Annotated in this window: 20 protein-coding genes; 7 read left to right on the plus strand and 13 right to left on the minus strand. The window is 58.6% G+C overall.

Annotated features, from left to right (window positions below; translation table 11 throughout):
• Positions 1-29 precede the first annotated feature (29 nt).
• A complete protein-coding gene (locus FJ946_RS19245) occupies positions 30-947 on the plus strand; it encodes a TIR domain-containing protein (protein WP_140523116.1) in 918 nt (305 codons plus the stop codon).
• On the opposite strand, the gene FJ946_RS19250 is transcribed toward FJ946_RS19245, so the two are convergent.
• Genes FJ946_RS19250 through FJ946_RS19260 form a run of 3 tightly spaced genes read right to left on the minus strand, consistent with a single transcriptional unit; the run spans position 928 to position 4698 of the window.
• Entirely contained in the window at positions 928-1461 is a 534-nt protein-coding gene (locus FJ946_RS19250) for a Mov34/MPN/PAD-1 family protein (protein WP_181165402.1), read from the minus strand. The genes FJ946_RS19245 and FJ946_RS19250 overlap by 20 nt on opposite strands.
• Positions 1436-3148 carry a ThiF family adenylyltransferase gene (locus FJ946_RS19255; protein WP_140523110.1) on the minus strand — a complete coding sequence of 571 codons (1713 nt, stop codon included), beginning with the start codon at positions 3146-3148 and terminating at the stop codon, positions 1436-1438. The genes FJ946_RS19250 and FJ946_RS19255 overlap by 26 nt, the downstream gene beginning before the upstream one ends.
• Positions 3145-4698, minus strand: coding sequence for an adenylate/guanylate cyclase domain-containing protein (locus FJ946_RS19260; protein WP_224656322.1), 1554 nt, complete (start codon positions 4696-4698; stop codon positions 3145-3147). Before FJ946_RS19260 ends, FJ946_RS19255 begins: the two co-directional genes overlap by 4 nt.
• Positions 4699-5323: 625 nt before the next feature.
• On the opposite strand from FJ946_RS19260, the gene FJ946_RS19265 reads away from it, so the two are divergent.
• The 4 genes from FJ946_RS19265 (at position 5324) to FJ946_RS19280 (ending at position 11783) form a co-directional block, all read left to right on the plus strand.
• The gene (locus FJ946_RS19265) at positions 5324-6103 is read left to right on the plus strand and encodes a hypothetical protein (protein ID WP_224656323.1); all 780 of its coding nucleotides are present in this window, start codon (positions 5324-5326) and stop codon (positions 6101-6103) included.
• Positions 6096-6782 (plus strand): RES family NAD+ phosphorylase, encoded by a 687-nt coding sequence (locus FJ946_RS19270; RefSeq protein WP_140523108.1) that lies wholly within the window; start codon positions 6096-6098, stop codon positions 6780-6782. The genes FJ946_RS19265 and FJ946_RS19270 overlap by 8 nt, the downstream gene beginning before the upstream one ends.
• Positions 6782-10774 (plus strand): tetratricopeptide repeat protein, encoded by a 3993-nt coding sequence (locus tag FJ946_RS19275; protein ID WP_140523105.1) that lies wholly within the window; start codon positions 6782-6784, stop codon positions 10772-10774. Before FJ946_RS19270 ends, FJ946_RS19275 begins: the two co-directional genes overlap by 1 nt.
• Before the next feature lie 169 nt (positions 10775-10943).
• Positions 10944-11783 (plus strand): hypothetical protein, encoded by an 840-nt coding sequence (locus FJ946_RS19280; RefSeq protein WP_140523103.1) that lies wholly within the window; start codon positions 10944-10946, stop codon positions 11781-11783.
• A gap of 371 nt (positions 11784-12154) precedes the next feature.
• On the opposite strand, the gene FJ946_RS19285 is transcribed toward FJ946_RS19280, so the two are convergent.
• From FJ946_RS19285 to FJ946_RS19305, 5 genes are all read right to left on the minus strand, one after another.
• The gene (locus FJ946_RS19285; protein ID WP_140523100.1) at positions 12155-12931 is read right to left on the minus strand and encodes a hypothetical protein; all 777 of its coding nucleotides are present in this window, start codon (positions 12929-12931) and stop codon (positions 12155-12157) included.
• Positions 12932-13047: 116 nt separating this feature from the next.
• Positions 13048-13752: an SMC-Scp complex subunit ScpB gene (locus FJ946_RS19290; RefSeq protein ID WP_181165401.1), complete on the minus strand. Its 705-nt coding sequence runs from the start codon at positions 13750-13752 to the stop codon at positions 13048-13050.
• Between the two features lie 5 nt (positions 13753-13757).
• Entirely contained in the window at positions 13758-14777 is a 1020-nt protein-coding gene (locus tag FJ946_RS19295; RefSeq protein WP_140523097.1) for a DUF1403 family protein, read from the minus strand.
• Between the two features lie 246 nt (positions 14778-15023).
• Entirely contained in the window at positions 15024-15617 is a 594-nt protein-coding gene (locus FJ946_RS19300; RefSeq protein WP_140523095.1) for a type II toxin-antitoxin system VapC family toxin, read from the minus strand.
• A complete protein-coding gene (locus tag FJ946_RS19305; RefSeq protein ID WP_140523092.1) occupies positions 15607-15903 on the minus strand; it encodes a hypothetical protein in 297 nt (98 codons plus the stop codon). Before FJ946_RS19305 ends, FJ946_RS19300 begins: the two co-directional genes overlap by 11 nt.
• A gap of 246 nt (positions 15904-16149) precedes the next feature.
• Here FJ946_RS19305 and FJ946_RS19310 point away from each other — a divergent pair, with 246 nt between their 5' ends.
• Complete coding sequence (locus FJ946_RS19310) at positions 16150-17277, plus strand: site-specific integrase (RefSeq protein WP_140523089.1); 1128 nt, start codon at positions 16150-16152, stop codon at positions 17275-17277.
• A gap of 44 nt (positions 17278-17321) precedes the next feature.
• Here FJ946_RS19310 and FJ946_RS19315 read toward each other — a convergent pair whose 3' ends face one another.
• The 5 genes from FJ946_RS19315 to repA form a co-directional block, all read right to left on the minus strand.
• Positions 17322-17840: an RES family NAD+ phosphorylase gene (locus FJ946_RS19315; RefSeq protein WP_140523085.1), complete on the minus strand. Its 519-nt coding sequence runs from the start codon at positions 17838-17840 to the stop codon at positions 17322-17324.
• Complete coding sequence (locus tag FJ946_RS19320) at positions 17837-18172, minus strand: MbcA/ParS/Xre antitoxin family protein (protein ID WP_181165405.1); 336 nt, start codon at positions 18170-18172, stop codon at positions 17837-17839. The genes FJ946_RS19315 and FJ946_RS19320 overlap by 4 nt, the downstream gene beginning before the upstream one ends.
• A gap of 467 nt (positions 18173-18639) precedes the next feature.
• Complete coding sequence (repC, locus tag FJ946_RS19325) at positions 18640-19845, minus strand: plasmid replication protein RepC (RefSeq protein ID WP_140523080.1); 1206 nt, start codon at positions 19843-19845, stop codon at positions 18640-18642.
• Positions 19846-20000: 155 nt separating this feature from the next.
• Positions 20001-20966: a plasmid partitioning protein RepB gene (repB, locus tag FJ946_RS19330; RefSeq protein WP_140499711.1), complete on the minus strand. Its 966-nt coding sequence runs from the start codon at positions 20964-20966 to the stop codon at positions 20001-20003.
• A 77-nt stretch (positions 20967-21043) separates the two neighbouring features.
• Positions 21044-22246, minus strand: a complete 1203-nt coding sequence (repA, locus tag FJ946_RS19335; protein ID WP_140499712.1) for a plasmid partitioning protein RepA — start codon at positions 22244-22246, stop codon at positions 21044-21046.
• 951 nt (positions 22247-23197) lie between these two features.
• Between repA and FJ946_RS19340 the strand changes: the two genes are divergently transcribed.
• A complete protein-coding gene (locus FJ946_RS19340; RefSeq protein WP_210239470.1) occupies positions 23198-23827 on the plus strand; it encodes a HipA domain-containing protein in 630 nt (209 codons plus the stop codon).
• Positions 23828-23947: the final 120 nt, after the last annotated feature.

Raw genomic sequence — 23947 nt, forward strand, 5'->3', positions numbered from 1 at the left:
TTCAGACAAATGCATTGCCGGGAGGGAATATGAAAGAGCGGTTTGAAGGCGGCAACAGTTCGGCGCTTATCGCTAGTCTGAAGCGGCAGTTTGACAGTGGTGACGCAGCGGTCGCTGAGGCAATCGCGACGGCTGGCGAGCTCGTAGAATACAAGGCCGCGGATACGCTCATTGCCGAAGGCGGTGAGGACAACGACGTGTTCTTTCTTGTCGCCGGCGGCGTCTCTGTAGTGGTCAAAGGTCAAGAGGTGCGAACTCTAAAGGCCGGTGCGCACGTCGGCGAGATGGCCGCGATAGAGCCTTCCCAGCGGCGGTCCGCCTCAGTGTTCGCTGAAGATACGGTCGTAGCGATAAAGATGTCGGGGGCAGAATTCTCGGCTTTGGCTGACAAGTTTCCGGGTTTGATCTGGAAATCCGTAGCCCAAGAGTTGTCGCGGCGGCTATTCGATCGCAATCGACTCATGACGACCCCCAACGAGAAGCCGAGGATGTTTATAATGTCGTCTGTGGAGGGGCTCGACGTTGCGAATGAAATCCAGACCGGTCTCCAGCATGACGTACTTGCAACCGTGTGGCCGAACGGCGTCTTCTGGGCGGGCGGCTATCCGCTTGAATCTCTGGAACTAGCCGTGGCCGAAAGCGATTTCGGTGTAGCGGTCGCACTATTCGAGGACATCGTCGAAACCAGCCGAGGCGCTCGCAATTCTGCCATCCGAGACAACGTGCTCTTTGAGCTTGGCATGTTCATGGGACGCCTTGGTCGGCGTCGCAGTATCCTAGTATATCCGCGCCAAACGGGGATAAACCTTCCGTCGGACCTCCATGGTCTGACGCCAGCGTCTTTCGCAACGGGCGATCCCAGCACGCTGGCGTCACGCCTTGGACCGGTTTGCACGCAAATCCGAAAAATCGTGCGGCAACTCGGCGTTAAGACACCAAATTCCTGAGCCAATCCAGACTGGCTTCCATGAGGCTCCTCTTCCTTGCTGCGGTGCCAACATCACCGACGACGGTCACCGACTCAGGAGGAAGTAATTGGGAAAATGCGGTCGCCGATAGGGCGAGCCTCGTGGAGCCGGTACGACGGACAATCAACAGGACAGCGAAATTCACGCCTACTTTCGGGTCGCTTACAATCGATCGCATCGTCCTGACATCGTCGGCACTTGGGATCGGGTCGAAGCTCGGATGCGAGTGCCATTCACCCAGATAATTGTACCGCTCAAAATCTCTGCCTGTTCGCTCGAAAAATTCTCGCAGGAATTCCGCGTGCAATACAGGATCGCGTTCGAAATGTGTGGGAGTGCCATGGCTCGTCTGGATTGAAATATCGACAATCCGAAACGTTTCGTCCGTCACGTGCTCGCCGACGATAAGACCACCGATCTCCTGGCGTCTAGCTTTCGCCAGCGCGATATTGAGCCGCGACGCTATATCATCCGGCAGGAGGAGTTTGACCAAATGATCTCCCAAGTATTTGGATAATACGTGCCCGTTCGGCAGCTACGTCGGCTTCGTCGAGAATGTTCTGCTCCGCAATAACCTGAGAGGCCAGTCCGACGTCAACAGGTTCCGTATGGAACGGCTCACTGTACAGCCATCCTTCCGCAAGCCCGATGAAATATACTGAGTGTGGAAAAATGGATGGCGAGCGAGGGATCAACAGGTCGATCGCGAATCGCGAGGCGTGAGCTGCGATAACAGACACATCTGCATCATCTGCGACCCAAGGAATGCCTACATTTCGATCCTCATATGACCTTTCGGGGCGCTCAACCACGAGTCCCTTCTCGGCGCACCAATTTTCGATCACTCGCCGCATCAGTGCTGGGCCGGGCTCAATGCCTGGCCGATGACGAGCGATCAGGCCGCCGATACCCCCGCCGTGAATTTCCGCCCATATCATTGGCTTCGCACCACTTTCGGCGGCGGCGCACAGATAGTTGAACGCCTCTGCGCTAGATGTCGCGTCAACAATAAGGTCGCACTGCGAGATGACTTCGATGAGCCCTTCGAGACTACCGCTCGACTCCTGTCCGCCAAGCCGCTGTCGACGAATGTCAGTTTGGGCCATCGGATTCACTAACTGGACGCGACGTGCAACGCCGTCTGCTTTGTGTGTCACGATATCCCGCCAATCGAGATCATGCCGCACGAAGTTACCGGGCATAAGAACGTCATCATCGACTAGAAGAAAATTCCCAACGCCAGATCTGGCAAGGCTCGCTGCAACCTTGCTACCGAGTGATCCGCAGCCTACGATAGCCACCTTCCTTTCCAAGAGAGAGCGATGGTCCTCGCCCAGTCGATCCACGACTAGCTCGGGACCGACGATGGTCACCTTGGAAACGGAGTCTCCATACATCCGAAAGGCGTGAAGCGCTTTGCCCTGCATAAGCAGGACAACCCTTCTATTATCATCCAGCGGGAACCATTGGGCAGCCAAGTCAGCGCGAAAGTCTTTAACTGTCGCAATGGTTGGAAGGCTCGTTGCCGACGGCCATGGAATTAGAACCCCGTCGATGTTGAAGGATTCCGCTCGGAGGGGCTTTGGGATTGACGCGTCACGCCAGACTTCGGCACCATTCCGAGCAAAAAGTGAAGCGTAATATATGACGGCTTCGTCGTGTACTATGCAGTCGACCTTCCCTTCCAGGGGCACGTCTTGAGTGGCGGCAAATTCCAGCAAAGATGTCGTCGCTGCAAGCCGGCTCACCGTCCAACGAAGGTCCTGGCCGAGGGTCGTCTGATGCCGAGATGGAATTTCGGAGCTTGGTATTCGCTCCACCTCCATTTCAAGCAGACTATAGGCACTTCGAACCATATCTGCGCCTGTAAAATCCGAGTTCCAGTTGTCGGCGCCAATTTCAAGACATAACTCACCGCCAGCTCCCCACTGGTGGCTGGACCATCTAGACGTATCGCCTCGTTGCATCACGAGCGGCGGTGAATGAGGAAAATGGTTGGGATATCGAAGATAAATCGGAAATATGCGTTCTCCGATCAAGATGTCGGCGTCCCAAACCAAACGAAGATGTTCATCGATTCGCCAATCGAGCGGGCGTAACCATTGGACTTCCCCAACGAGCGCTTCGATGGCGAGCCGCTCGTGCCGCGATCGATCCGCGTTCTGAAAATACCAGATCAAGAAAAGCCGTCTTTCTTGGCTGGTCCGGTCGGGCGATTCTGAAAACTGTAGGGACTTGCGGGAGCCGACGCTGGTTTCAGTAAGCCGGCGGTTGCAAAGGCCGCCGCTGCTTTGGCGACCTTGTCGCCCTTGGACGACAACTCGGTAACGGCTACATCGTAGTCCAAATTGGCGCGCTTCCGCCTCGAACCAAAAATACCGCGAACTGCATCATTGCCTTTGTCATAAGCATTCTGCCCGATAGCGGTTTCATGTTCTCCGCAACGATGCTGCTCCCGTTCCGCCTGTATGACTCCCCGGCTTACAGAACACCGGACAAGCGCGCCTTTTACCCCGAGTCTCGTGACTGTCATCGGTCCGAATTCGAACCCAACAGCAAGCCCAAGGTCTGTCGCATCAGTGCCGTCATCTTGCAGTTTCTCGATTGCCAGGTCGAAACTGCTTCGCATCCCACCGGCGCAGAGCACCATATTGCTGATCGTCGTCTCGCTATCGGTAGTCTGAGCAGTGCCCTCGACTAGAAGGCCATGCACACAATCGCCGATGAAACGAACCTTCCGGCCTGAAAAGTCTTTGTGAAGAACGGCATCGAGCTCGCTGCGAATGACATGAAGAGCGCGCACGACGTGCTTTGCACCACTGTCGTCGCCAATGTTTGCGCTGACGTAGTTGGTGAAGTTGTCGATGTCGCCGTAAACTGTCGCGGCATCTTGCCGGCGCGAATTCCGGACCGACAGCGTTTCAATATCGAGAGTGCTGTACGGCGGCGTGTGACCGCTGAAGCTGAAAGAACCAATTGGGTTGTTGGTCAAGTCAGTCTTCCACTCAGAGACGATCTGATCTGCTGTCACGCTCAGATTGGCTGATTTTTGCGATGTTTCGATTTCCGACGCCGAAAGCGGATTGACGTCTGGATTGTCGACGTCCTTCAATCCAATCACTTTGCGCGCGAGGTTCGTCAGATAAATCCCGGTAGCTTTCCCTCCCCCAGCCCGCTTGGCTGCATGGTTGGCGGGTTCACCCAAAAAAAGTGGTTCGCGGTGGCCGCGACGGCCATTGCTGACGGCAACGGCCTTCCCACTGTCGATACCCACTCGAACCTTCGCCGCAGGGTGGTCGGCGTCCTCACCTGTTCGCTTCAGGACATCAATGATCAACTGACCAATTGCCACGGCGCGATGGATACGCCCGTCTTCAGTGTCGTACGGCTTGGTGACCACTGAATGTAAGCGCTGATTGTGAAAATCAACGAAAAGCGCGTCGACTTCCTGCAGAATTCGATGCACCGCGCGATAATGGAGGTTAAGAAAACGCAAGGTCCGTTTGTGGCAGGTTTCACCCTCCACGGTCGTTACGTTCAACATATCATCGAGATTGACGATATCGGCATACAAATGCACGCCATCCACGCGATAAGCTACCGTGCGCGGAAGGTTGTCGAGGTTTATGTCGCGAACGTATTTACGGATCTCAATGTCCTCGAGGCGGACTTCACTCAGCCTAGTTTGAATGCGTTTCGCAGCACGATCACGATTCCAAGTCCGAGCCATGATTTCCCTCAAAAAAATTCCGACGACTTAAGCAGTGTTAGTGTATGTTCACGATAAGTTCCATCTAAATTTGCTGGAATTTACCTAGGAACAGCGCGCTTGTGGCTTGTGCCGTGCAGTGGGAGGCGACCGTGTGGTGTTGTGGCAGTACAATCAGTTTATGACGACGAAACACTGCGGGACGTCGTTCAGCGGCAGCCTGTCGGATTTTCCGGGGGCGAAATTCCGATATTTTGCGGCCGCCTCCCCGACGAAGCTTCACGACGGCCTTCATCCTTGGCAGCGTTGAAGTACTGCTCGCCGGGTTCTTCGATGGTGTGATCGGCCGCGTCCGCGTCGACCGCAGCTCTTTGGCTTGGTAGGTGTCGTCGGCAAAACCCTCCAGCCAGGTGTCGGCTTCGGCGTCCGAACACGCAAACCGCGCAATCGCTCGGTCGTAATCGGGCTTTTTCCGTGCGCACCATTCTAGCTTGATACCGTAGGTCGCTGCCCGACACTCTACCTGATGCGTGCCGAACATACCACGAACATATCACGTGCGGCCATAACGAGACGAATCGGAAGGCAGTGAGCCCAGGATAAATTTTGGCGGCGCACCCGATCACCCGAAAGGCCGACCGCCCGGATGAAGCGGCAGCCCAGAGTTCAAGTCGACACTCTTGATGAGATCGGTTATCATGCTATATATGTAATCACCCTCACCAAACCAACGGAGTTGGATATCATGGCACTTTCTAATGACACCATCGAACTATCGGGATTTGGCGCACTCACCGGAACGCCTAAGCAGGTTGGCGACCAACTTGATCGGCTGACAGCGGAGCAGGTCATCGCACTAACGTTCGAGCATGGGAGCGAACCCGCAGTTCGGGCGCTAGCCGACACGGTCGTCAGCATTGCGCCGTTGGTTCGAACCATCCTGATGCGTCGCCAGCGTGAGGCAATCAACTCGATAATTGAGGCCCTGGTCCCTCAGGTTCCGCCCCCACAGCATATGCTTGTCGAGGCGCGGATGGCGGCCGAGGCAAGAAAGGCCGTGCTGGAAAGCGGCGATTGGCTAACCGCTCCCCAAATCGCTAAGATGGCTGGGTTCAGCACAAGCAACCCAAGTGCACAGCCAAACAAGTGGAAGAAAGAGGGTCAGATCTTTGCCGTTCGGCATCGGGGTATAGACTATTTCCCTGGCTACGCTCTGGATTCCGCCACCGGATATCGGCCGATGAAAACGCTCGCTAAAATTCTGAGCGTCTTACACGGGAAGAAGGATGACTGGGGGCTCGCCTATTGGTTTGCATCCGTTAATAGCTTCCTCGGAGGCAAGCGTCCGCAAGATGTGCTCGCTGCGCAACCCGAGCGCGTTCTTGCGGCGGCCGAGGATGAGTTGGTAGGCGCACTCCATGGCTAAATCAAAGATTGGACGGGGACCCCTGACAACACCAGTTCCCGTCCCATCGAACGATTTGCACGACAACATAACGCGAGCGATATGGCCAGCGGACCAAACTATCCATCGCATACATTTGAATCTCTATGCCGGCGCGGAATTCAATCCAGGCTTTAAAGGCAACGCCCGATTCAGCCCGATAAAGCGTGCAAATGGGGCAAGTGTCCCAACTCTCTATGGCGGTACGACCTTCGACTGTGCGGCCATGGAAACCGTCTTCCACGATGTGCCATTCACCGCAGGCCTGAAGACTTACGACAAGGTGAAACTAGCCGATCAAGTCTATTCGCAGGTGGTGCCACGGAGGGATTTGGTCCTAGCTGATTTGAGCGTCACCGCGTTGCGGAAACTCGGCATCAAGCGCAGCCAGATTATTGACACTGAGAAGGACCGATATCCTGCAACACGCCCCTGGGCTGAAGCCATTCACGCACAATGCCCAGATATCCAGGGACTTTGCTGGATTTCTCGGCAGGACGACCGGGCTCTCGCGGTGATGCTGTTTGGCGACCGAATTCCGGCAAACATGTTGGTGCAGTCCGGCGCGTCGCTCGATTTGACCGGCAACTCTGACATCTATTCCGAGTTGCTCGAACTCGCCGACCGGATCGGCGTAAAGATCGTAGGCGTCAGCTTCTGATGGCTGAAACGGGCGACCAGGGCAAATCGGGAAACAGCAACGAGGTACTTGTTGACCTCCCCAGCCGCGTCTTCCGGCAACCATCTGACCAGAGTGTGCCGCTATCAACGCGACTTGCCCACGAAATCCCAAAACCTAAGGATTGGCAGGCGCTGCAGCGCGGGTGTGTGATCTTGTTTCGCGATGAGCTGAACGACCCGAACACCGTTGAGTACGGCCGCGGCGGGCAGGATCAGCGCGGAATCGATGTAATCGGACGTCGCAATGGCGATCCCAACCACTATGTCGGCGTCCAATGCCGAAGGGTCACAAAGCCGCTCAAGCAGGCGAAAATCCTCTCCGATTGCCGGGCGGCGCTGCAACTCGAGGCAGCACTGAAGGAGATCATTTTTGCCACAACCGCGGAAGACGATACCCATGCGACCGATGCAGCGGTTGCCGTTGAGAAAGCCCTGCGGGAAGAGGGCCACGACCTGACGGTTTCACTCTATGGTTGGGGAGCGCTCCAGGTCCTGATCGCCCTCCATGAGCGGGCGTACGCCTTTTTCTTCCCGGCTTCGGTATCCACGTCTGCCCCACAGCAGCCATTACCGGGAGACCGCGCTCCAGGCGACTTGGCGGGACAGATTGCCTTGCAAGTCGGCGAACAGCTTCGGCAAATGGGATTTGTTTCCTTACCGACAGATAGCTCATCGAATAGCAGTCTCTCCAGCGAGGATCCGGCGTTGCATGCCCGCATCGATACATTTCGCGATCTATTGGGAGAGGATCAGCCGCTTATTGCGGAGAAGGCACTTCTTGGGCTGCTAGAGAAGGAGGTCCTGGACAAGAAGCCGTGGGCCCGCTTTCGGATTGAAACCAACCTGGGCGCGGCGGCTCTCGATCTGGGCCGGGAGCCGGACGCGGCACGGCGGTTCGAAACGGCGCATTCGATCCGCCCTGATGATCCGAATGCCAATGCCAATCTCGCCTTGGCCCGGACGATTCAGGGACGATATTCCGAGGCCATGGATCTTGCGCAAAAGGCTTTGGCCGGTACGCCGCGTGCCGATCATGCGATAGGTTATCTACTCCAAGCAGCGGCGCGATCAGATTTCGCCGGCGACCCACATTCGCTCATCCCGCCGGATCTCGTCGATAGCACTCATGCGGATCTCGGTCTGGCAGAATTTTACAGCCGTCGAAACGTCTCCGATTGGGCAGAGCGAAATCGTCAGCTTGCACGAAAGCATCCCGAGGTCGCGGAATTCAAGCGAATTGGGGCCGTTGCAACGCTCTCTATAGTCGTGACATCCGGCGCCACCGTTCCGGGAGCCCGTAGCCCGATCAGTCCCGATGAACTCAACACCGCGGCCAACGATATGAAGGCAGTTGCGGAACATATGCTGGAAATCGGCTTTGCCGATCGACATGATCTTGTTGCCTATCTGAACAACGCTGGCGTCCTCCTGCGGCTGGGGGATCGGCCCGCGGAATGCGAGACACTGCTTAAGCGCGCAGCCGCCGTCGTTCACGGCGAGCCTCAGCTGCGACGTCTTCTCGCGTTATCTCTGATTGGCCAGAGCAGACCGAAGGATGCCTTGGCGACGCTGGAAGGCGATCGTGATCCCGAGAACCAGTTTCTCGCCGCTGACCTAGTCGCACTCGATGACCCCTCGGGAGCATTGGGTCGGGTGTTGGCTATTGATCCGGACGAGCTGAGCCCTGCCTTGGCAAGCTCACGATGGCATCTCATCGGCGAACTCGCGCTTGTTCTCGATGACGAAAGAAGGGTGCGGGAGGCGGTGGAAGCCCTTCGACAGCTGGGCACGGATAAAGTCGAGGCTGAGTTGCTCCTTATCCGCTGTGACAAGAAAACCGGCGTTGGTAATGATGAGATCACGACTCGCCTGCGAAAAATTGTGGAGGGCTTGCCCGACACGGTTGATGTCGTCACGCGATATCAAGTCGCCGACCAGCTTCGCCACAACGACTTGCCGGAGGAAGCTGCCGCACTCTTGGACAGCGCTGTCGACCTGAACCGTCCCGGTCCCCTGACTACGATGTATCTGCAGTGCCTCGCCGCGGCCCGTCGGGATGAGGCTTTTCGGAATGCGCTCCAGCGTGCAGCACCAATCGTGCGCGACACACCCGACGTACTTTGGGCAACCGCAACTCACGCGTGGAACGTTGGCGACCTCTCTACGGCGCGTGCGTCCGTCGAAAGGATTTTGAGTCTCGATGCTTCGGATGCGGACGCGCGCCTTCTGAGAATTGAAATCCTGCTCCGTCAGAATCAATCGACGGAGATCGTCGCCGAACTCGATCACCCCCTGGAATTTCTTCGATACCGACGCCTTAAGGATCGCTTTCGAATTGCAAGCTTGCTTGGCCACTTTGGCTACCTCGATAGGGCGGCGGCTCTTGCGTATCGCCTCTTTCTCGAGAACCGCGATCGATCGCAGGCATGGATGACGCTTTCGGCGCTCGTCATCGAGGAAGGCCGTACCGACAACGAAGATCGATCGTGGAATGCTAGAGTCGTTGCATCTGACGTTGCGGTGGACCTCAGCTACGACGACGGCGAGCGGCTCTTTCTGGTGGTCGAGCCGGATCCCGATCTCCGTCGACTCGACAATGAATCCTGGGAGCCTGACCATCCGCTCGTCCGAGCACTCATAGGACTTTCAAGCGGTGATCGGTTCCTGGATCCATCTGGCAGGCCGGGCCAGATTATAGCGCTTCGCCACAAGTACGTCGCCCGACTTCACTACGTGATGGAGCATCATGAGGGCCGCTTTCCCGAAATATTTGGGTTTCGGAAGGTGTCAATCGATATTGAGCGACCCGACGGACTCAATGACCTGATCGCCGAGTTGAAGCAAAGATTTGACTGGGTCAAGCAGGAGCAGGAAACCTACACGAACGGACCGTGGCCACTTGCTATGCTCGCGCATCGCATCGGCGTCGACACGATCGAGGTCGCAGCTGGGCTGGCGTCCCAGGGAGTGCCGCTGAAAGTCGCGATCGGCAACGAGGCTGAACGAGATACCGCCGCAATCGCCGTCCGTGAGAACGCGATCCAGGGATGCACGCTGGATCTCTTGGCATTCTGGACAGGCTGGCGGTTGAGGGCTCTCGAGACTATCGAGGCAACGTGTGGTCGAATTCATCTGCCTCAGAGCGTATCTGACCGGTTGCTTGCCCGTCGTGAACAAATTCAATTTTCTCTCAAAGACGGCCTCAAGACGGCTCAATACGACAACGGACGGATCGCTGCGACGGAAGTCGCTCCGGAGATCGTCAAGACCTGGCTCGAAGATATCGACAAGGCGATAGCGTGGGTCGAAACCAATGCCCACGTTTGTCCGTTGCTTCTGACCGACGAACTGCCCAAGGAATTGATTGAATTCTTGCAGGGTGGGAAGAGCGACTTCTTCGACAGCGTAGCCTTGGCCATCCAGAACAAGCATCTATTGATCAGCGACGATCGGCCTATCAGGGAGTTTGCGCACATTATGGGATGGAGCCGTAGTGCATGGCTTCATCAAGTGTTCGGGGTCGCGGCCGAACACGGCCATATTGACTTCGACACGTTCATTCGCTGGTCAGCTGACTTGGTAGATAGCGGCCATACATACATTGGAGTTTCGGGCATTGCTCTGGCTCGCGCATTTCGACTCGACGCCGCCGAAGGCCAGGCACCGGGATATTTGTACCGGACTTTGTGCGAGGTCATAGGTGGGCGAGGCGCGGAGCCAAAATCCCACGTGCTGGCGGCGCTACAGTGTCTTCGTGACCTCTGGTCGGATGGTTCTACTTACCCATTCCGGCAGGCTGCGACCGGATTGTTGCTCGAGCACTTGATCAAAGGGCGATCGGACTACGTTGCGTTGCTGCGTACGATTCAACGGCATGTGCAAGATCTACCGTTTCTCGTCGACTATTTGGTGCGTTGGGTCCGCGGGCATTTTCTTCCCACCGATACCTTGCGACCCACACGGCCCTATTAGCTGCAACGAGAACATCCACCATATCGATTCCCTGAGGCGGACGACCGCGCCGCTGGGCTTGCTTGGCGCGCGGCACTGTCGCTGCAGGCAAGATGCGCGTGTGCCGCAAAGGTTGCCTAGCCAGGTCCAATCGTGCAGGTTGCTACGCTTGAAGGATTCAAGCCGGCAGATGGATCAGACCAGCGATACCCGGGAGTGGGGCGAAAGCGACGGCCTGCAGTTTTTCGGCCGTCATCTCGTGGCGATCTGCGTGACCTATCGTTTAGTAAGCGCTTCCAAACAGGAAGCGCTCTCTTTTGCGGCATACAATGGCACGCTGATCGACATCGCAGGCTCCACCTGCTTCGTCACCGCAGGACACGTTCTGGCCGATCTCAAGGATAAACTCGCCGATGACAGGATCGAAGTCATCGATGTCGTTCTGGCTGACACGTTCGCTCAAGGCCGTGTCACAGACAATCCAATTCCGTTCGATGTGAGAAACGAGCCATTCTACATCGTCGATGACGATGAACAGGGGCTCGATTTTGGTGCCATTCCTCTGCGTCCCTACTATACCAACCTTCTGGCGAAGAACGGAACAGTAGCACTCGATGAGGAGCGGTGGATTCACCAGCACCGAGTTTGCTTTGATGGCTACGCGATGCTGGGTCTGCCTCAGGAATTCACATCGCCCGCGATTGACGCTTCGGGAAACGGCGCAGTCTCGCCTACCATGTTTCGCGTGTTGCGACATGAGACGCTCCCGCCTGGCACGCGCCAGACCACCTACCCGCGATTTGTTGGAGAGATCGATGACGGCTTGCAGATCTCCAGTGTCGTTGGCATGAGCGGCGGGCCGATATTTGGGTTTCGCATCGAGGGCGAAAAGAGGGTTCGCTACTGGGTTGTCGCTCTGCAAAGCGCCTGGCTTCCTAGCCGCCGTATTATCTTTGGTTGTCCCCTCCCAACCCTTGCTCCCCTTTTGAGAGATCTGATGGCGGGTGTCCCCCCGTCCGACGTGGCCTAGCCGCGGCGTTAGTCACATCGGGGAAGCTGAGAGCTAAAGCGAACTCCCCGAAGGCGATTGGCGGCTTTGCAGCTCGCTTACGATCAGGTTGTGCAAGCAAAATCTATTCAGCACTGGATCGCGAAATTATCACCTTGGCCGCGGCATGGGACCTGATTGGCTCGACGGTGCACTAGGCTCACTTCGAAAAGGAGCACCCGGCATCGAGGATGCGATCCTCATGTCGGGACCAAGCAAGCTCTTCCGATCATGCTTGCTGACTGCGTCTCCCTTCTCTCACGATGGGGCGCTTGGGTTGGTCCAGCCAGCAGCGCAAGGCACCTTGGCAAAACCTATGACGCGATGCGACCCTAAGGCACTACGGCAACACTTCAGCCGTCTAGATACGTTTTGATTTCCTCATCGTCTGCCGTTCGAATTCCGGCAAGCAAATTGTTGCGAAAATAGTAATCTTCCTTCTTGTTCTTTTTCCAAGCGTCGGCGATCTCTTGCGCGGTGCAGTATGCTCCCTTCAGCATAATTTTCGGTTTGGTCGCTGTCAGCAGAACCACGTCCAGCGAGAGCGGCCAGTTGTTTCTGAAGTTCGGCCAAGGGATGTTGAGGCGGCCATTTTCAATCACAGGCCTATCCCCGGCGGCGGCGCGGTCGGCGGCGGAAAATGCGAAATCAGCGTAACGGCTTTGCTTTTCCGTAAAGGCAGCCCAATCTTCCAGCAGCTTCGTTCGATCCGCAGCGTCCTCGTGGTCGAGAAAGCCGGGCGACGTCAGGATCGCGACACATCCCCAGCCTGCGGAGATTACGTCGTTGCCATTTGGCTGCTCCGCTCTCCAGAGTTCTTTGGCCTCCTGCACCAAATCGTCGATGCCGTTGGCAGGATTGCGACAGCGGAAGATTTTGCCAATACCAAGTCGTGGACCAAGCTCAGGCGAGAAAACCATCGTATAGGTGTTGCCACGACTAGAGGACCGCCGGCCATACCGGATCGGGACACGAACGTATTGGATCGACCGCTTGTCTGCTTTTAGGCGTGTCTCCCGCCACTTCATGCGAACTTGATCCGGCTTTCCGACAAAATGCCCGCCGTAGCTTTTGCTCTCCCAATCGAGCGATCCGACGACAAGTATCCCGATACGTAGATTGAGCGGCATGGCTCTTCCCCCTGCGCAGCTATCCAACTCCTAACCGCTTTCGCCCGTCAACGATTTCTCACGCTTGGAGCGAGCACCATCCACCATCTGCGTGGATGCTAATAGCTAGCGGGCATTTAATCTTCGATCTCGCCGTTGGAGTTTTGCTGGATTGAAAATTCCGGCATGATGTCGCCCGCCAGCAGCTTCTCCTTCGACAACAGCCCCGCGTCTTCGAGGGCTTCGAAATCCGGCAGGTCGCGCAGCGTGTCGAGCCCGAACTCCAGCAGGAATTCTTTTGTCGTCACGTAGGTGTAGGGCGCGCCCGGCGTTGGGCTGCGCGGACCGGAAGCGATCAGGCCGGCACCGCGCAGATGACCAATAAAATCGCGACTGATCTCCTTGCCGAAGAACGACGACAGTTCGGCGCGGGTAATCGGCTGGAAGTAGCCGATGCACATCAGCACCAAAACCTCCGACTGCGTAAGGTCGGCCGTCTTCCCACTTCCACCTACAGCAGCGCGGATGGCGTCTGCATAGGCAGGCCGGGTCAAATGTTTCCAGCCGCCGGCGACCGAAACCAGATCGTAAGGGCGGCCGCGCAGCTCCTCGCGGATGTCGTCGATGAGAAGATCAATGCTGCAGCTTTTCCCGACGATGCGGGCGAGCATTTCGCGGTCGACTGGCTCGCTGGCCGCAAAGATCGTGGCCTCGACGCGGTTCATCCATTCGCGCCAGCGCGCTTCCGGCGGCAGGTGATCCAGCTCCCGGTCAAACAGCTGGTCAGCTGATCGACGGTCATCTAGCCGGCTCCCTCCTCGCCTACGTGCACTCTCCGCCATTGTCTTCACAGCCCGTAGATGCGGAAGGTGGCGCGGCCGGACAATTCACGCACGGCACCGAGCTCGACCAGCCGGTCAAACAGGCGGCGCAGGCCGCGATCGCTCATGCCGGCGATTTGTTCCGAGGCGACGATCGAGTCGTCAGAGAGCAGCTTTTCCACGACGACGTCCGCCGCCTTGGCCCTGAGTTTCGGCGCAACCGCAAGCAGCCGTTCCGCGCGGCGCTCGAGTTCGGCGAAAAGATCAATGGCGCGCAGCGCAGCGCGCGCCTGCGCGGCCAGCAGGCTTTTGGCCCAATCGGCTTCCGTTTCGGCGCCGGCAGCCAGAGCGGCAGTCACTGGTCGACGCGCCCGGCCCGTACCCACAACTAAGGTCACTTCGGCGCCCAACAAAGGGATTGCATGTGTCCAGCCTAGCCGCTGCGCGAGCAAGACATCGGCAAGCCAGGCTCCGAGAACGCGCCGGAAGCCGTAACGCTCCGCGACCGCGAAGACTCCGACCAGCGTTTCGACCGTGCCGGTGTTGGCGGCAAGCTGTCGCAGATCGTCCGTCAGGTCGCTGACCGCCTCATCGTTGAGCGTGAGACCTAGATCTTCCAGCACCGCCTCGACATTTTTCTCCGTCAGCAGATCGTGCGCTGGCCGAGATGCCAGCCGCCGCCAAGCAAGAAGGAAAAGGCCGGCGGGACCGACGTTGTCGCCCGGTCTTGTGAGCAATACGGCATCGCGCAAGGCCGCTTCGTCCTCGACGCGGCCGGCCTGCTTTGCCGTTGCCGCGGCCGCCGAAATTGCCAGCCGCTGCCGCCAGGCGCCGGCCCACCGCTCCTGCCGCCGAACCACCGCATCGAGTGCGCCGATGGCGGCGCCGGCAACGAGCGCCACGTCCTCAATATCTTTTCCTGCACCGCTTTGCGCATCGGGGATGGCCCGGCGCAACCAAGCCGGCACCGTTGCCATCGGTGCGATCGAAGGGGCGCCGCCGAGCACGCCATGGCGAGACAGAGAGGGTTTGGGTCGCAGAATCATCGCAAGCACGATGAATCACGGCGGCGCTTTTAGCAATCTATTTGCACATAACCGCCGCACTTGTCGCACATATCAAACGAATGATAATGTTGCATTATCGTTCGTTAGTGGGCTACAAGGACGAATGGCCGTTTTCGTCGAGCAGAAGCCCAAAATTCACGCCCAGCGACCCTCCGGACCATCCCACAGCGCGACGGTCTTTCCTGGAACGGCTAACGATAGCGCTGGTGCATCCCACTGACGCTTTTACGCCTGCGGGCGCAAACCTGGCGCTGCCCGGTAGAAGATCACCCGCACCGACGGAACAAGCTGGCTGAGGTAATCGAAATCGCCAACATTGCCGGTCAGGACCGTCGCCCCAAGCATACCGGCCTGGTGAAAGATCAGCGCATCGTTGAGGAAGCGGCGCTCATGCCCCTCCCCTTTCGGCAGATGGTTCAGCCGGAACAACAGGCCGGCCAGCATGCCGGCGCGTTCCCAAGCGTTGGCGTCGGGTGCATGCAGCCGGTGCGCCGGAATATCCTCAATCGTATCTGCAACGGCTCCCGGGACCGACTTTGTCGTCGGGTGCGCCGGATCGAGCCGGCCGAACACATGGCTGAGCTCGGCAAGGCAGACGGCCGAGTGGTGACAGAGCCGATAGGTCAGAAGGTTATCGACCGCTTCGGGCGTGCGTCCCTGCAGGACATCCAGATAGACGCTGGTGTCGAGGAGCAATACGCCGCCGACGGGCGACTGGTCACCTGCCCAGGACAGGGCGGAATCCGGTCGCCGTTCCAGCCCAGCGCTGCGCCGCTGAGGTTTTAGGGACCGCAGTGCGCCGCCTAGATCAAATGCCAAGATCGATGTCCGCGGAGATGCTGCCCTTGCGGCCGACGAGCCGGGCGCCGAAATCATCCTCGAGCGCCAGCCGCGACAAGGCGAGCTCAAGCAGTTCGGTGTCTGAGCTCACATGGGCGCGCTTCTCTGCCGCCTCGATCAATTCCGACGACACCCTGCCGGAAAGGCGGGTGTTCTTGGCCGCGCCAAGCAGGCCGACCGCCCTCGCCTGCTCAAGCACCAGACGGTTGCGGGTGTGGGCGATCCGCTCCTCGCTTGCGGCTGTCGCTGCGCCACGTATGGTCATCTTGGGATCTCCATCTGTTGAACGGAATAGGATGTTGAACATGAAAACAAGGAGAGACCACCCTTGAGAGGCCATCCCTGGATCGGACAGGCCCGTTGCGCTCCCGCTGATGCGATACCAAGACCGGAGCGGACACAATTCCCTCAGCTATTCCGTCACACAGCTCGCGGTGGACAATTCCGGACTTTGGCCGCACCTTCGCTCGCAAGAATCGCATTGCTGCGACATTAGAATGGACGAGGCTGGATGGGCAAAGCCCGTAATTTGATGGTGTCCACCGACGCAATCGACGCCGATGACCTGCCGGACATTGTCGACGTCGTCATGGAGATGGGGCGGTCGGATGAAGGCCCCTCCCCTCTCCCGTCGGTCCTTGACCCGCGACAGACATCGTTGCCTACGCATCTCGAAAAGCTCGCCGACCGTGCGCGCGATTATGTCGAGGCAGCAAGTTCGGCGAACACCCGTCGCGCCTACGCAGCCGACTGGAAGCATTTTTGCGCCTGGTGCCGGCGCCAGTCTTTTGATCCATCGCGGCCGGACCCGCAGACCGTCGGCCTCTATATCACCGCGCAGGCTTCGGGCACTGGAAGGGACAAAAAGGCGGTAGCGACGATCGAGCGCCGCCTGTCATCCCTGACCTGGAACTACACGCAGCGCGGCCAGCCGCTGGACCGCAAGGATCGGCACATCGCCACCGTGATGGCCGGCATCCGCAACAAGCACGCCGCCCCGCCCCGGCAGAAGGAGGCGATCCTTCCCGAGGATCTGACCGCTATGCTAGAAACACTCGACCGCGGAACCTTGCGCGGCCTGCGCGACCGCGCCATGCTGCTCTTGGGTTTCGCCGGCGGCCTGCGGCGCTCCGAGATCGTGGCTTTGGACGTCGGCCGCGACCAGACTGAGGACGGCCGCGGCTGGATCGATATCCTCGACAAGGGCATGCTGGTTTCGCTTCGCGGCAAGACCGGCTGGCGGGAGGTTGAAGTCGGGCGCGGGTCGTCCGATGCCACCTGCCCGGTTGTCGCGGTGCAGACCTGGCTCAAGCTCGCCCGTATCGCGCACGGTCCCCTCTTCAGGCGCGTCACCAAGCAGGGCAAGGCGGTCGGCGCCGATCGGCTCAACGATCAGGAGGTCGCGCGCCTGGTCAAGCGCACTGCGCTGGCGGCCGGCGTGCGCGGCGATCTGTCGGAAGGTGAACGAGCAAAGCTCTTTGCCGGACATTCGCTACGCGCTGGCCTCGCCTCCTCGGCCGAAGTCGATGAGCGCTATGTGCAAAAGCAGCTCGGCCATGCCTCGGCTGAAATGACTCGCCGCTATCAGCGCCGACGCGATCGCTTCCGTGTCAACCTCACAAAGGCGAGCGGACTATAGGCCGGGCTCGCCCCTCCCCTGCCCTTCGGATGCGGAAAAGTGCGTTATCTCCAGGACAGCTGGTCCTTCGGCAACCGGCCGCTTGGGTCGAATACGGCTACCTTGTGCGGCAGACCCGGACCCCAGTCCCAAAGGACCAGGTTACGATCCTCCTTCTCGGCGCTCGGCGCGAAACTTGGGACCACAATGCCGGCAATATTCCGAGGCCGCAGCCTGTCGTAGACGGACCAGGACGCCGGGCGCTCTCCGTCGCTAAGCGCCGTCGCCCAGGCGCAGGCCATGTCCTCGAGCGCGATAGAAAATTCTCCCCTCGCCTCGTCCGTTGTCAAATCCACGATGTCATCGAAGTCGATCTCATAGGAACACAGCACGCAAGGATCGATCCGGTGCGCGAACCCCTGGTTGGCTTCCTTGACCGCTGTCATGATGGTCAGCGCCAAATAGAGCGCCGGCACGCCTTTGGGATTTAATCGCGCACCTCTGATCGCCGCCCCTTCGCCGGAAGTCGGCTTGAATGCCCAACGTGGATCGTGTGCCCGGTAGCAGGTTCCAACGAACCTCAAGCGAAACCACCGACGGCCATATGATCGAGATAATCACGGACCGCTGCGGCCTTGCCATCCTTCACCAGCGCCTCAGCGGTGCGTCCGCCAAATGCTGGAAGCGGCTGAGCCCGATACCAAGCCATCGCCTGCTCCTTGCCACCCGCCCAATCCGTCACGCGACTGATGATCTCGAGCATTTCCCGCAGACGCCCCTGTGTCTTTACCGCAGCGCTGCGCTCTGAGCGATAAAGGGTCTCGCGCGCAAGACCGGCGGTCTGGGCCAACTGGCCCTTGGACATGCCAAAACCGTCCGCGACCTGCTCGATCGCAATCTTCCCGTTCCGGTCCATATAGGACAAGATGAGAGGTCCATTCTGCTCGAGGATCTTGAATGCAGGGGCCACAGAATTCGTCCTACCATATTGAGAGGCATATTTCTTGTGCAAAAGATATGGCAGTTCTCGGCAGCTTTCAAGCCCGGGCTGCTGCCACCGCCCGAGTACGGACGCCGATCGAGCCGACCGTGCGCGCGAGCATGTCGAGGTAGCGAGTTCGGCAAACACCCGTCGCGCCTCTGCCGCCGGCTGGAGCATTTTTGAGCCCGGTGGCTTCAGGACTGTAACGCCCCTCCCCTGCCCTGATCAGGAGCCAAACAGCCGCGGCCCAGTAAAAAACGGCATAAGCTGGGTTGATCAGAATGTTGCCCGGTCGTGCGATGACATGCAGGGGGCAAGGTCTCACACGACAAAGTCGGCTAAGCATCTACAGGCAGAGCGGTCGTTTGGTCGAGCGCCCGCACAAATTGTGGTGCTCATCATCATCCGGTCATTCTTGCTGTTGCCCCATTGGCCTTCAGGGCTGCCATGAGCATCGGTCCGACCGAAAACTCTCCCGCCCTCGCCTTGTCGGTCAGCACACGCAAGTAGCCGCCGGCCGAATTGATGTGCTGCGCCCTTTGCAGGATGCACGCAATCACGATCGCGGCAACCTCCTGGCCCATCACATGGCAGGCCTCCTCGTAAGCTGAGGGCGAAACGCCAAGGTATCCCCGCACCTGGGCGGCAGTCATCATCAGATCGCGCCAGTTTCCGATCCCGTTAACGGCATAGTCCGCAATTTCGGGACAAGCGCGCAGCACCAGTCCAATTGGGTAGCCTTTCGGCTTCTCAGCCGGAGGAGATGCTGGCTCGGCCGCCGCCCTGCTTTTTTCGAAAGCTGGTTCAAATACAAAAGTAGAGTCTGTGTTTGAATCAGATTGCTGCCGCTCATTATGGGATTCATTGGCGCTAGGATTCGTGGAATTCATAAAGCTTTCCAACATCCTATCCACTTCATCGTGGAGCTCGGCGAGATCTGCAACGATGCTCTCCAGATCGGACAGGCCGGCCCTGCGCGGTATTGCCTCCACGATAGCCCTAAACCGTCTCCAGACCGCCCCCCAATCGCCCGCGGCGCCCTCCTCGATCGCGGCCTCGACAAGCTTTTGAATATCGCGTCGATGGAGCGTGATCCGTTCGCGCATCAACTTGAGCGCCAGAGCGTCGGACCGGACCTGCTCCGCCGCTCGCTGGAATTCCGCTGCCCGTGTCAGCAGCGGCGCCAGCGAGAACCCAAATGCCTCCGCAATATTCCCGCCATGCCCCTTGCGAGCAAACCTTTTGCCGTTCGGACTGTCGCGGCGGACAATCAGCCCGCAACTCACCAGCTCGGCCAGATTCCTCCGAAGCGTGGACTCGGCCATGCCGTGCGCGCGCAGCGACAACTGTGCGTTCGACGGAAAAACCATCAAGCCGTTTTCTTCACTGACCTGGTCATCCGGGTAGAAGGACAACAGCCCGTTCAGCACTGCCAGGGCGCGGTCACCCACGCCGATGATGGACTTACCTTCACATAGCCAACGGTAGACTTGCCATTTTTCGACAGCAGATCCTTGCGGGATCTCCCGTGATGCCGCATTCGCCTGCACCAGCGCAAGCGTCATCGGCCGCCGCCCAAAGGGCGTCGTCGCGTACCCACTCTCCATTTCCCTCACCTTTCAATCAGGCAAAAGAAATCTGCTCGCCGAAACGGCGCCACGACTCTTGACAGTGATTCGGGGAAATGCGATTCTCAGCTTGCTACAGACGTGAGAAGGGCTTCCGCGACGGTGACGTTCGGGGGCCTTTTTCTTTTGCGGTCTTAGTCTCCTGTTTTCTTCGCCATTTCCGACTCCCGAAATGCCTCGAAAAGCTCATCGAGTTTGCCGGCAATGAATGTACCGAAGGGCAATGCTTCCTTGGACTTAAAGGCAAGCGTAAACACTTTTCCCGTGTCGGTGATCTTGGCCTGAACGGATTTGTCCTGGGGCATCCACGCCCGCTCCTTGGGCTTCGCTGCTGCGCGTGGGCGCTTTTCTAAGGCGCTCACAAGGTCGAACAGACGGGCAAAACGGGCCTCACTGCCTTGCTGCGCGAAATCGGCGCGGCTCACGCACTCCATGGCCTTCGCCGCCGCACCAGGATGTTCCATAAGCTTGGCAAGCTGCCACCAGCGGTCTCGGCCAACGCCTTTGGCAGCCCCTACCGCCAAAATGACCTGTTCTGGAATGGTGCTGGTCACGGAGCGCATCTTCGAGAAGGTCGTATCGTCGAGCGCGAGGGCCGACTTCACCGTATCAGGCGAATGGCCCCGCTTGAGGATGCGGTCGGCAAAAAGCGTCCGTTCGATGAAGGACAGATCAGCTCTGGCGGCGTTCTCCTGGCCTTGGGCGATGACATGGTCCCTATCGTCCATCTTCTTGACGACGGCGCGCACAGGCCGTTCCAGCTGCCGGGCAACCCTGACGCGCCTGTGGCCAAAGACAGTTTGAAAACGTCCCGAAATGTCAGGGTGGGGCCTGACCAGCACAGGAGAATCCTGGCCACGTTCCCGAATTGCAACCAGCAGCTCCTGAAACGCTTCATCGTCATCGTCGATACGGTCCGACACGAATGAGGTGTCGACCAAATCCGGATCGAGATCGACGACTGAGCCCTTCGAGAGCTCCTGGAACGACTGTATGATCGACCGTGATGCACCACGAACGGCGTAGCTCGAGACGTCCTGGGCATCGGCGACTGCCGATGCGGGACCCATGACACTTCCGAAAATGTCCTTGCGTGCCATTCAATCGCTCCGATTCGCGGCTAATGGACTGAATTCACGGCAAAAATTGCCACTATTTACTGCCGTAAACCGCGTCGTCATGTCCGTCCCCAGGCGCGGTGAATAAGTGTCGTGATCTCCGAATTCACCGCGTCGAGCGATTCAATCGCCCGGTCATAGGTTGAGCGGGTAAAAGACGACTTCTCCACCTCATAGAGCGTCTGTTTCGTCAGGCCCGCATCCGAGATCGCTGTCGATTTGAGCATGGGATTTTCGAGGATCTGGCCAGCAAGCATGGACTGCATGAAGCCGACCATCTGGGCTTGCGGAATGTCTGTCGGTTCGTACCGCGTGATCAGATAGCGGAACCAATCGAGTTCGATCGCCGCGCCAGCGGCTTTGATGGTCTTCAAGATGCCGCCGAGCATCAAAAGGAACTGGCTCATCGACATCAGGTCGAGCATTTGGGGATGAACGGTGATCAGAACGGACGTCGCCGCCGACATGGCCGTTAGAGTCAGATAGCCAAGTTGCGGAGGACAGTCGACGACGACCACGTCATAGCGGTCGTCCACCTCGGACAAGGCGTTTGCAATCCTGACGAAGAACTGCCGGCCGGCAGCGGAGGATTTGTCCTGCATAGCGAGCGGCGTGTCATACTCGTACTCTTGCAGCTCGAGATTGGCCGGAATGATATCCAGGCCAGGAAAATTCGTCGGCACGATCACATCGGAGATCGGCCGGCGCTCGTCATCGTAACGGATCGCCTCATAGAGCGAGAGGTTGCGGTCGAGTTCCGGTTGAAATCCATGCAGAGCAGACAGCGAGGCTTGCGGGTCGAGATCGATCGCGAGGACCCGGTGACCTGTCAGAGCCAAGTGCTGGGCAAGGTGGGCGGCAGTCGTTGTCTTGCCGCTGCCCCCTTTGAAATTGACGACCGCAACGACCTGGAGCTTGTCGCCGGGTTTGCGGTGCGGGACATACTTCTTGACCTCGGTCCTGCCATGCTGGTCCAGAAAATGGCGAAGTTCGAGTATCTGCGCGGCCGTGTAGGAGCGGCGCCCGGAAGGCATCTGTTCCGGCAAAGGACCCTTGCGCTCAAGGTGTAGCCGCTTCAGATTGTTTTGCGACACACCGAGATAGTGGGCGACTTCTGCCATCGAAAATGAACGCAGCGTCTTGGTCGCGTTGGGTGGAAATTTCTCCATGCGCAACTGATTGAGGCGTCGCGATATCTCAGCACCCTGCTCGAGGATTTTGTCATCGAACTCGAAGCGTGGTAGCCGCATGGCGATATTCATTCTTGTCGAAACCTGAATTGGCGCTTTTTGCGAAGAAACTATTCAACAAGCGCCATTAAGCTCCGATTCGGACAGCCCGGCAAGAAGTTTTGGGTTAACAGAAGGTTAACGCCACCAGCAGGCGTCTTACTGCCGAATAGCGAGATCATAGCGGCTGCTTGTCGTCTGAACCCAGGACTCTGCCGCTGCGTGGCTAAATGCATGTTTTCTCTGCGACAAGGGCAAGTTTTTACCGCAGTAAAGATCGCGCCAGTCAAAGGTCGAGGGTGGCACAAGCGGACCGGTGCCTGGCAGGGCGGTTCCAACCCGCCCAGCGCTGACGGACGCCATCCGCCAAGCGCTGCTCAAACCGCACAGGGGCGCTGCAATTTTTGATCCTCATTGGCGCGCCCGATTGCGATCGATCCACGGGAATCCAGTTTTACATGTCGTAAAGGGCTCTGTCGGAAATCGAGCCACTGAGATCATTGGGCAGCTCACATTGCAGCGATCCTGGTAGGGCAGGGCGGCTGCCCTTGCGACTTCAGCGATGCCGGTCGAGTCTGCCTGCCATTGCCGACCGCAAACCCGGATGGCGACGCAGGCGCAAGGGCGCCGTGACAAGCAACTTCAAGAGGCCGCAATCGTCGATCGCGGCGCGACCGGTGTTGCGTTGAGAGAAGGAGTTGAACGGCTGCGTTGAGCAGCCTGCACTCTAGACGTGCCGATATGAATGGCTCTCGAATTGGCAGAGGATAGCGAGGTGGGGTTGCCCCGCCGGTGGAGCACTCTGCGTCTGCCTGCCGAGACTGCGCTGGATCGGTACGAGAAGCCAAGTCAGGGCTGGACCACGGATCGGGCACCGCCGCCCGCCTTGCAAACATGCCTCGGCGTTTTCGAATGCGCGCACGACCAATTGAAACGGCCCATGCCACAGCTGTACGTCAGAGGAGCCAAGTTTCTGAAGGCCTCGTGAAGTCGCACGATGCCCATCTGCGCTCGCAAGCAGGCGAATTGGTTCAGCTCGTTCGCGGTATCTATGTCGATGCTGCCGATGACATCGAGACCACGATCCTGAACCATGCCGTTCGGATCGCACGTTATCTCTATCCAACGGCGTATCTGTCATCGGCAAGTGCGATTCTGCTCGGACCTACGCCGGACGGGCGGCTTTTTATCAGCGGGCGACGCAACCAGCGCACCCGCCTACGCACCCTCGAGATTATTCAAAATGAGGCGCCAGCCCACCCGTCGACGATGGGCGTTGTTGTTGGAGATGACATGGGGGAGTTGCGCACCGATGCTTCGTCCCCACGACAGGGGTTTTTGGAAGCGTTCCGGCTGCGCGGCGACCATGCGAGTGCGATACCCGGGCAGATGCGGGCACAACTTGCTGTGCGTCTCATCGGTGAGTTTGGATCGCCGCAAGCAGCCGCGGACGCGGTTTGGGCGCTCGCCCGTGAGAACAGCTGGTGTCGGGAAGGGCAGGGGCAGAACGCTATCTTTCGGCGCGGGCCGACGCCGGCAAATCGCCGGCAACAAGTCCGCATTGGAGTTTCTCGTTGCCTGGCACGGGATCTCGCTTGGACAGCTGATCCATGACGGTTTCGAGAGGCGGTGGAAGCCTGCTCACCGAACAGGCGGCACGCTGCTCATTCGCGAGACGATCCCAGGCAACTTGCCACCGTTCATCGTGTCGCTCTTGCCGGAGGAGTGGCTCGC

Source organism: Mesorhizobium sp. B2-4-7 (assembly GCF_006442685.1).
Classification (GTDB): Bacteria; Pseudomonadota; Alphaproteobacteria; order Rhizobiales; family Rhizobiaceae; genus Mesorhizobium.

Excerpts from the sequence above, each read along its gene's own strand:
- FJ946_RS19280 (WP_140523103.1), top strand. The coding sequence starts at position 10,944 with ATGGATCAGACCAGCGATACCCGGGAGTGGGGCGAAAGCGACGGCCTG.
- FJ946_RS19320 (WP_181165405.1), bottom strand. The coding sequence starts at position 18,172 with ATGGACCGGAACGGGAAGATTGCGATCGAGCAGGTCGCGGACGGTTTT.
- FJ946_RS19260 (WP_224656322.1), bottom strand. The coding sequence starts at position 4,698 with ATGGCTCGGACTTGGAATCGTGATCGTGCTGCGAAACGCATTCAAACT.
- repA (WP_140499712.1), bottom strand. The coding sequence starts at position 22,246 with ATGAATATCGCCATGCGGCTACCACGCTTCGAGTTCGATGACAAAATC.
- FJ946_RS19290 (WP_181165401.1), bottom strand. The coding sequence starts at position 13,752 with ATGGCGGAGAGTGCACGTAGGCGAGGAGGGAGCCGGCTAGATGACCGT.
- FJ946_RS19295 (WP_140523097.1), bottom strand. The coding sequence starts at position 14,777 with ATGATTCTGCGACCCAAACCCTCTCTGTCTCGCCATGGCGTGCTCGGC.
- FJ946_RS19270 (WP_140523108.1), top strand. The coding sequence starts at position 6,096 with ATGGCTAAATCAAAGATTGGACGGGGACCCCTGACAACACCAGTTCCC.
- FJ946_RS19310 (WP_140523089.1), top strand. The coding sequence starts at position 16,150 with ATGGGCAAAGCCCGTAATTTGATGGTGTCCACCGACGCAATCGACGCC.
- FJ946_RS19265 (WP_224656323.1), top strand. The coding sequence starts at position 5,324 with ATGAAGCGGCAGCCCAGAGTTCAAGTCGACACTCTTGATGAGATCGGT.
- FJ946_RS19275 (WP_140523105.1), top strand. The coding sequence starts at position 6,782 with ATGGCTGAAACGGGCGACCAGGGCAAATCGGGAAACAGCAACGAGGTA.
- FJ946_RS19245 (WP_140523116.1), top strand. The coding sequence starts at position 30 with ATGAAAGAGCGGTTTGAAGGCGGCAACAGTTCGGCGCTTATCGCTAGT.
- FJ946_RS19305 (WP_140523092.1), bottom strand. The coding sequence starts at position 15,903 with ATGACCATACGTGGCGCAGCGACAGCCGCAAGCGAGGAGCGGATCGCC.
- repC (WP_140523080.1), bottom strand. The coding sequence starts at position 19,845 with ATGGAGAGTGGGTACGCGACGACGCCCTTTGGGCGGCGGCCGATGACG.
- repB (WP_140499711.1), bottom strand. The coding sequence starts at position 20,966 with ATGGCACGCAAGGACATTTTCGGAAGTGTCATGGGTCCCGCATCGGCA.
- FJ946_RS19285 (WP_140523100.1), bottom strand. The coding sequence starts at position 12,931 with ATGCCGCTCAATCTACGTATCGGGATACTTGTCGTCGGATCGCTCGAT.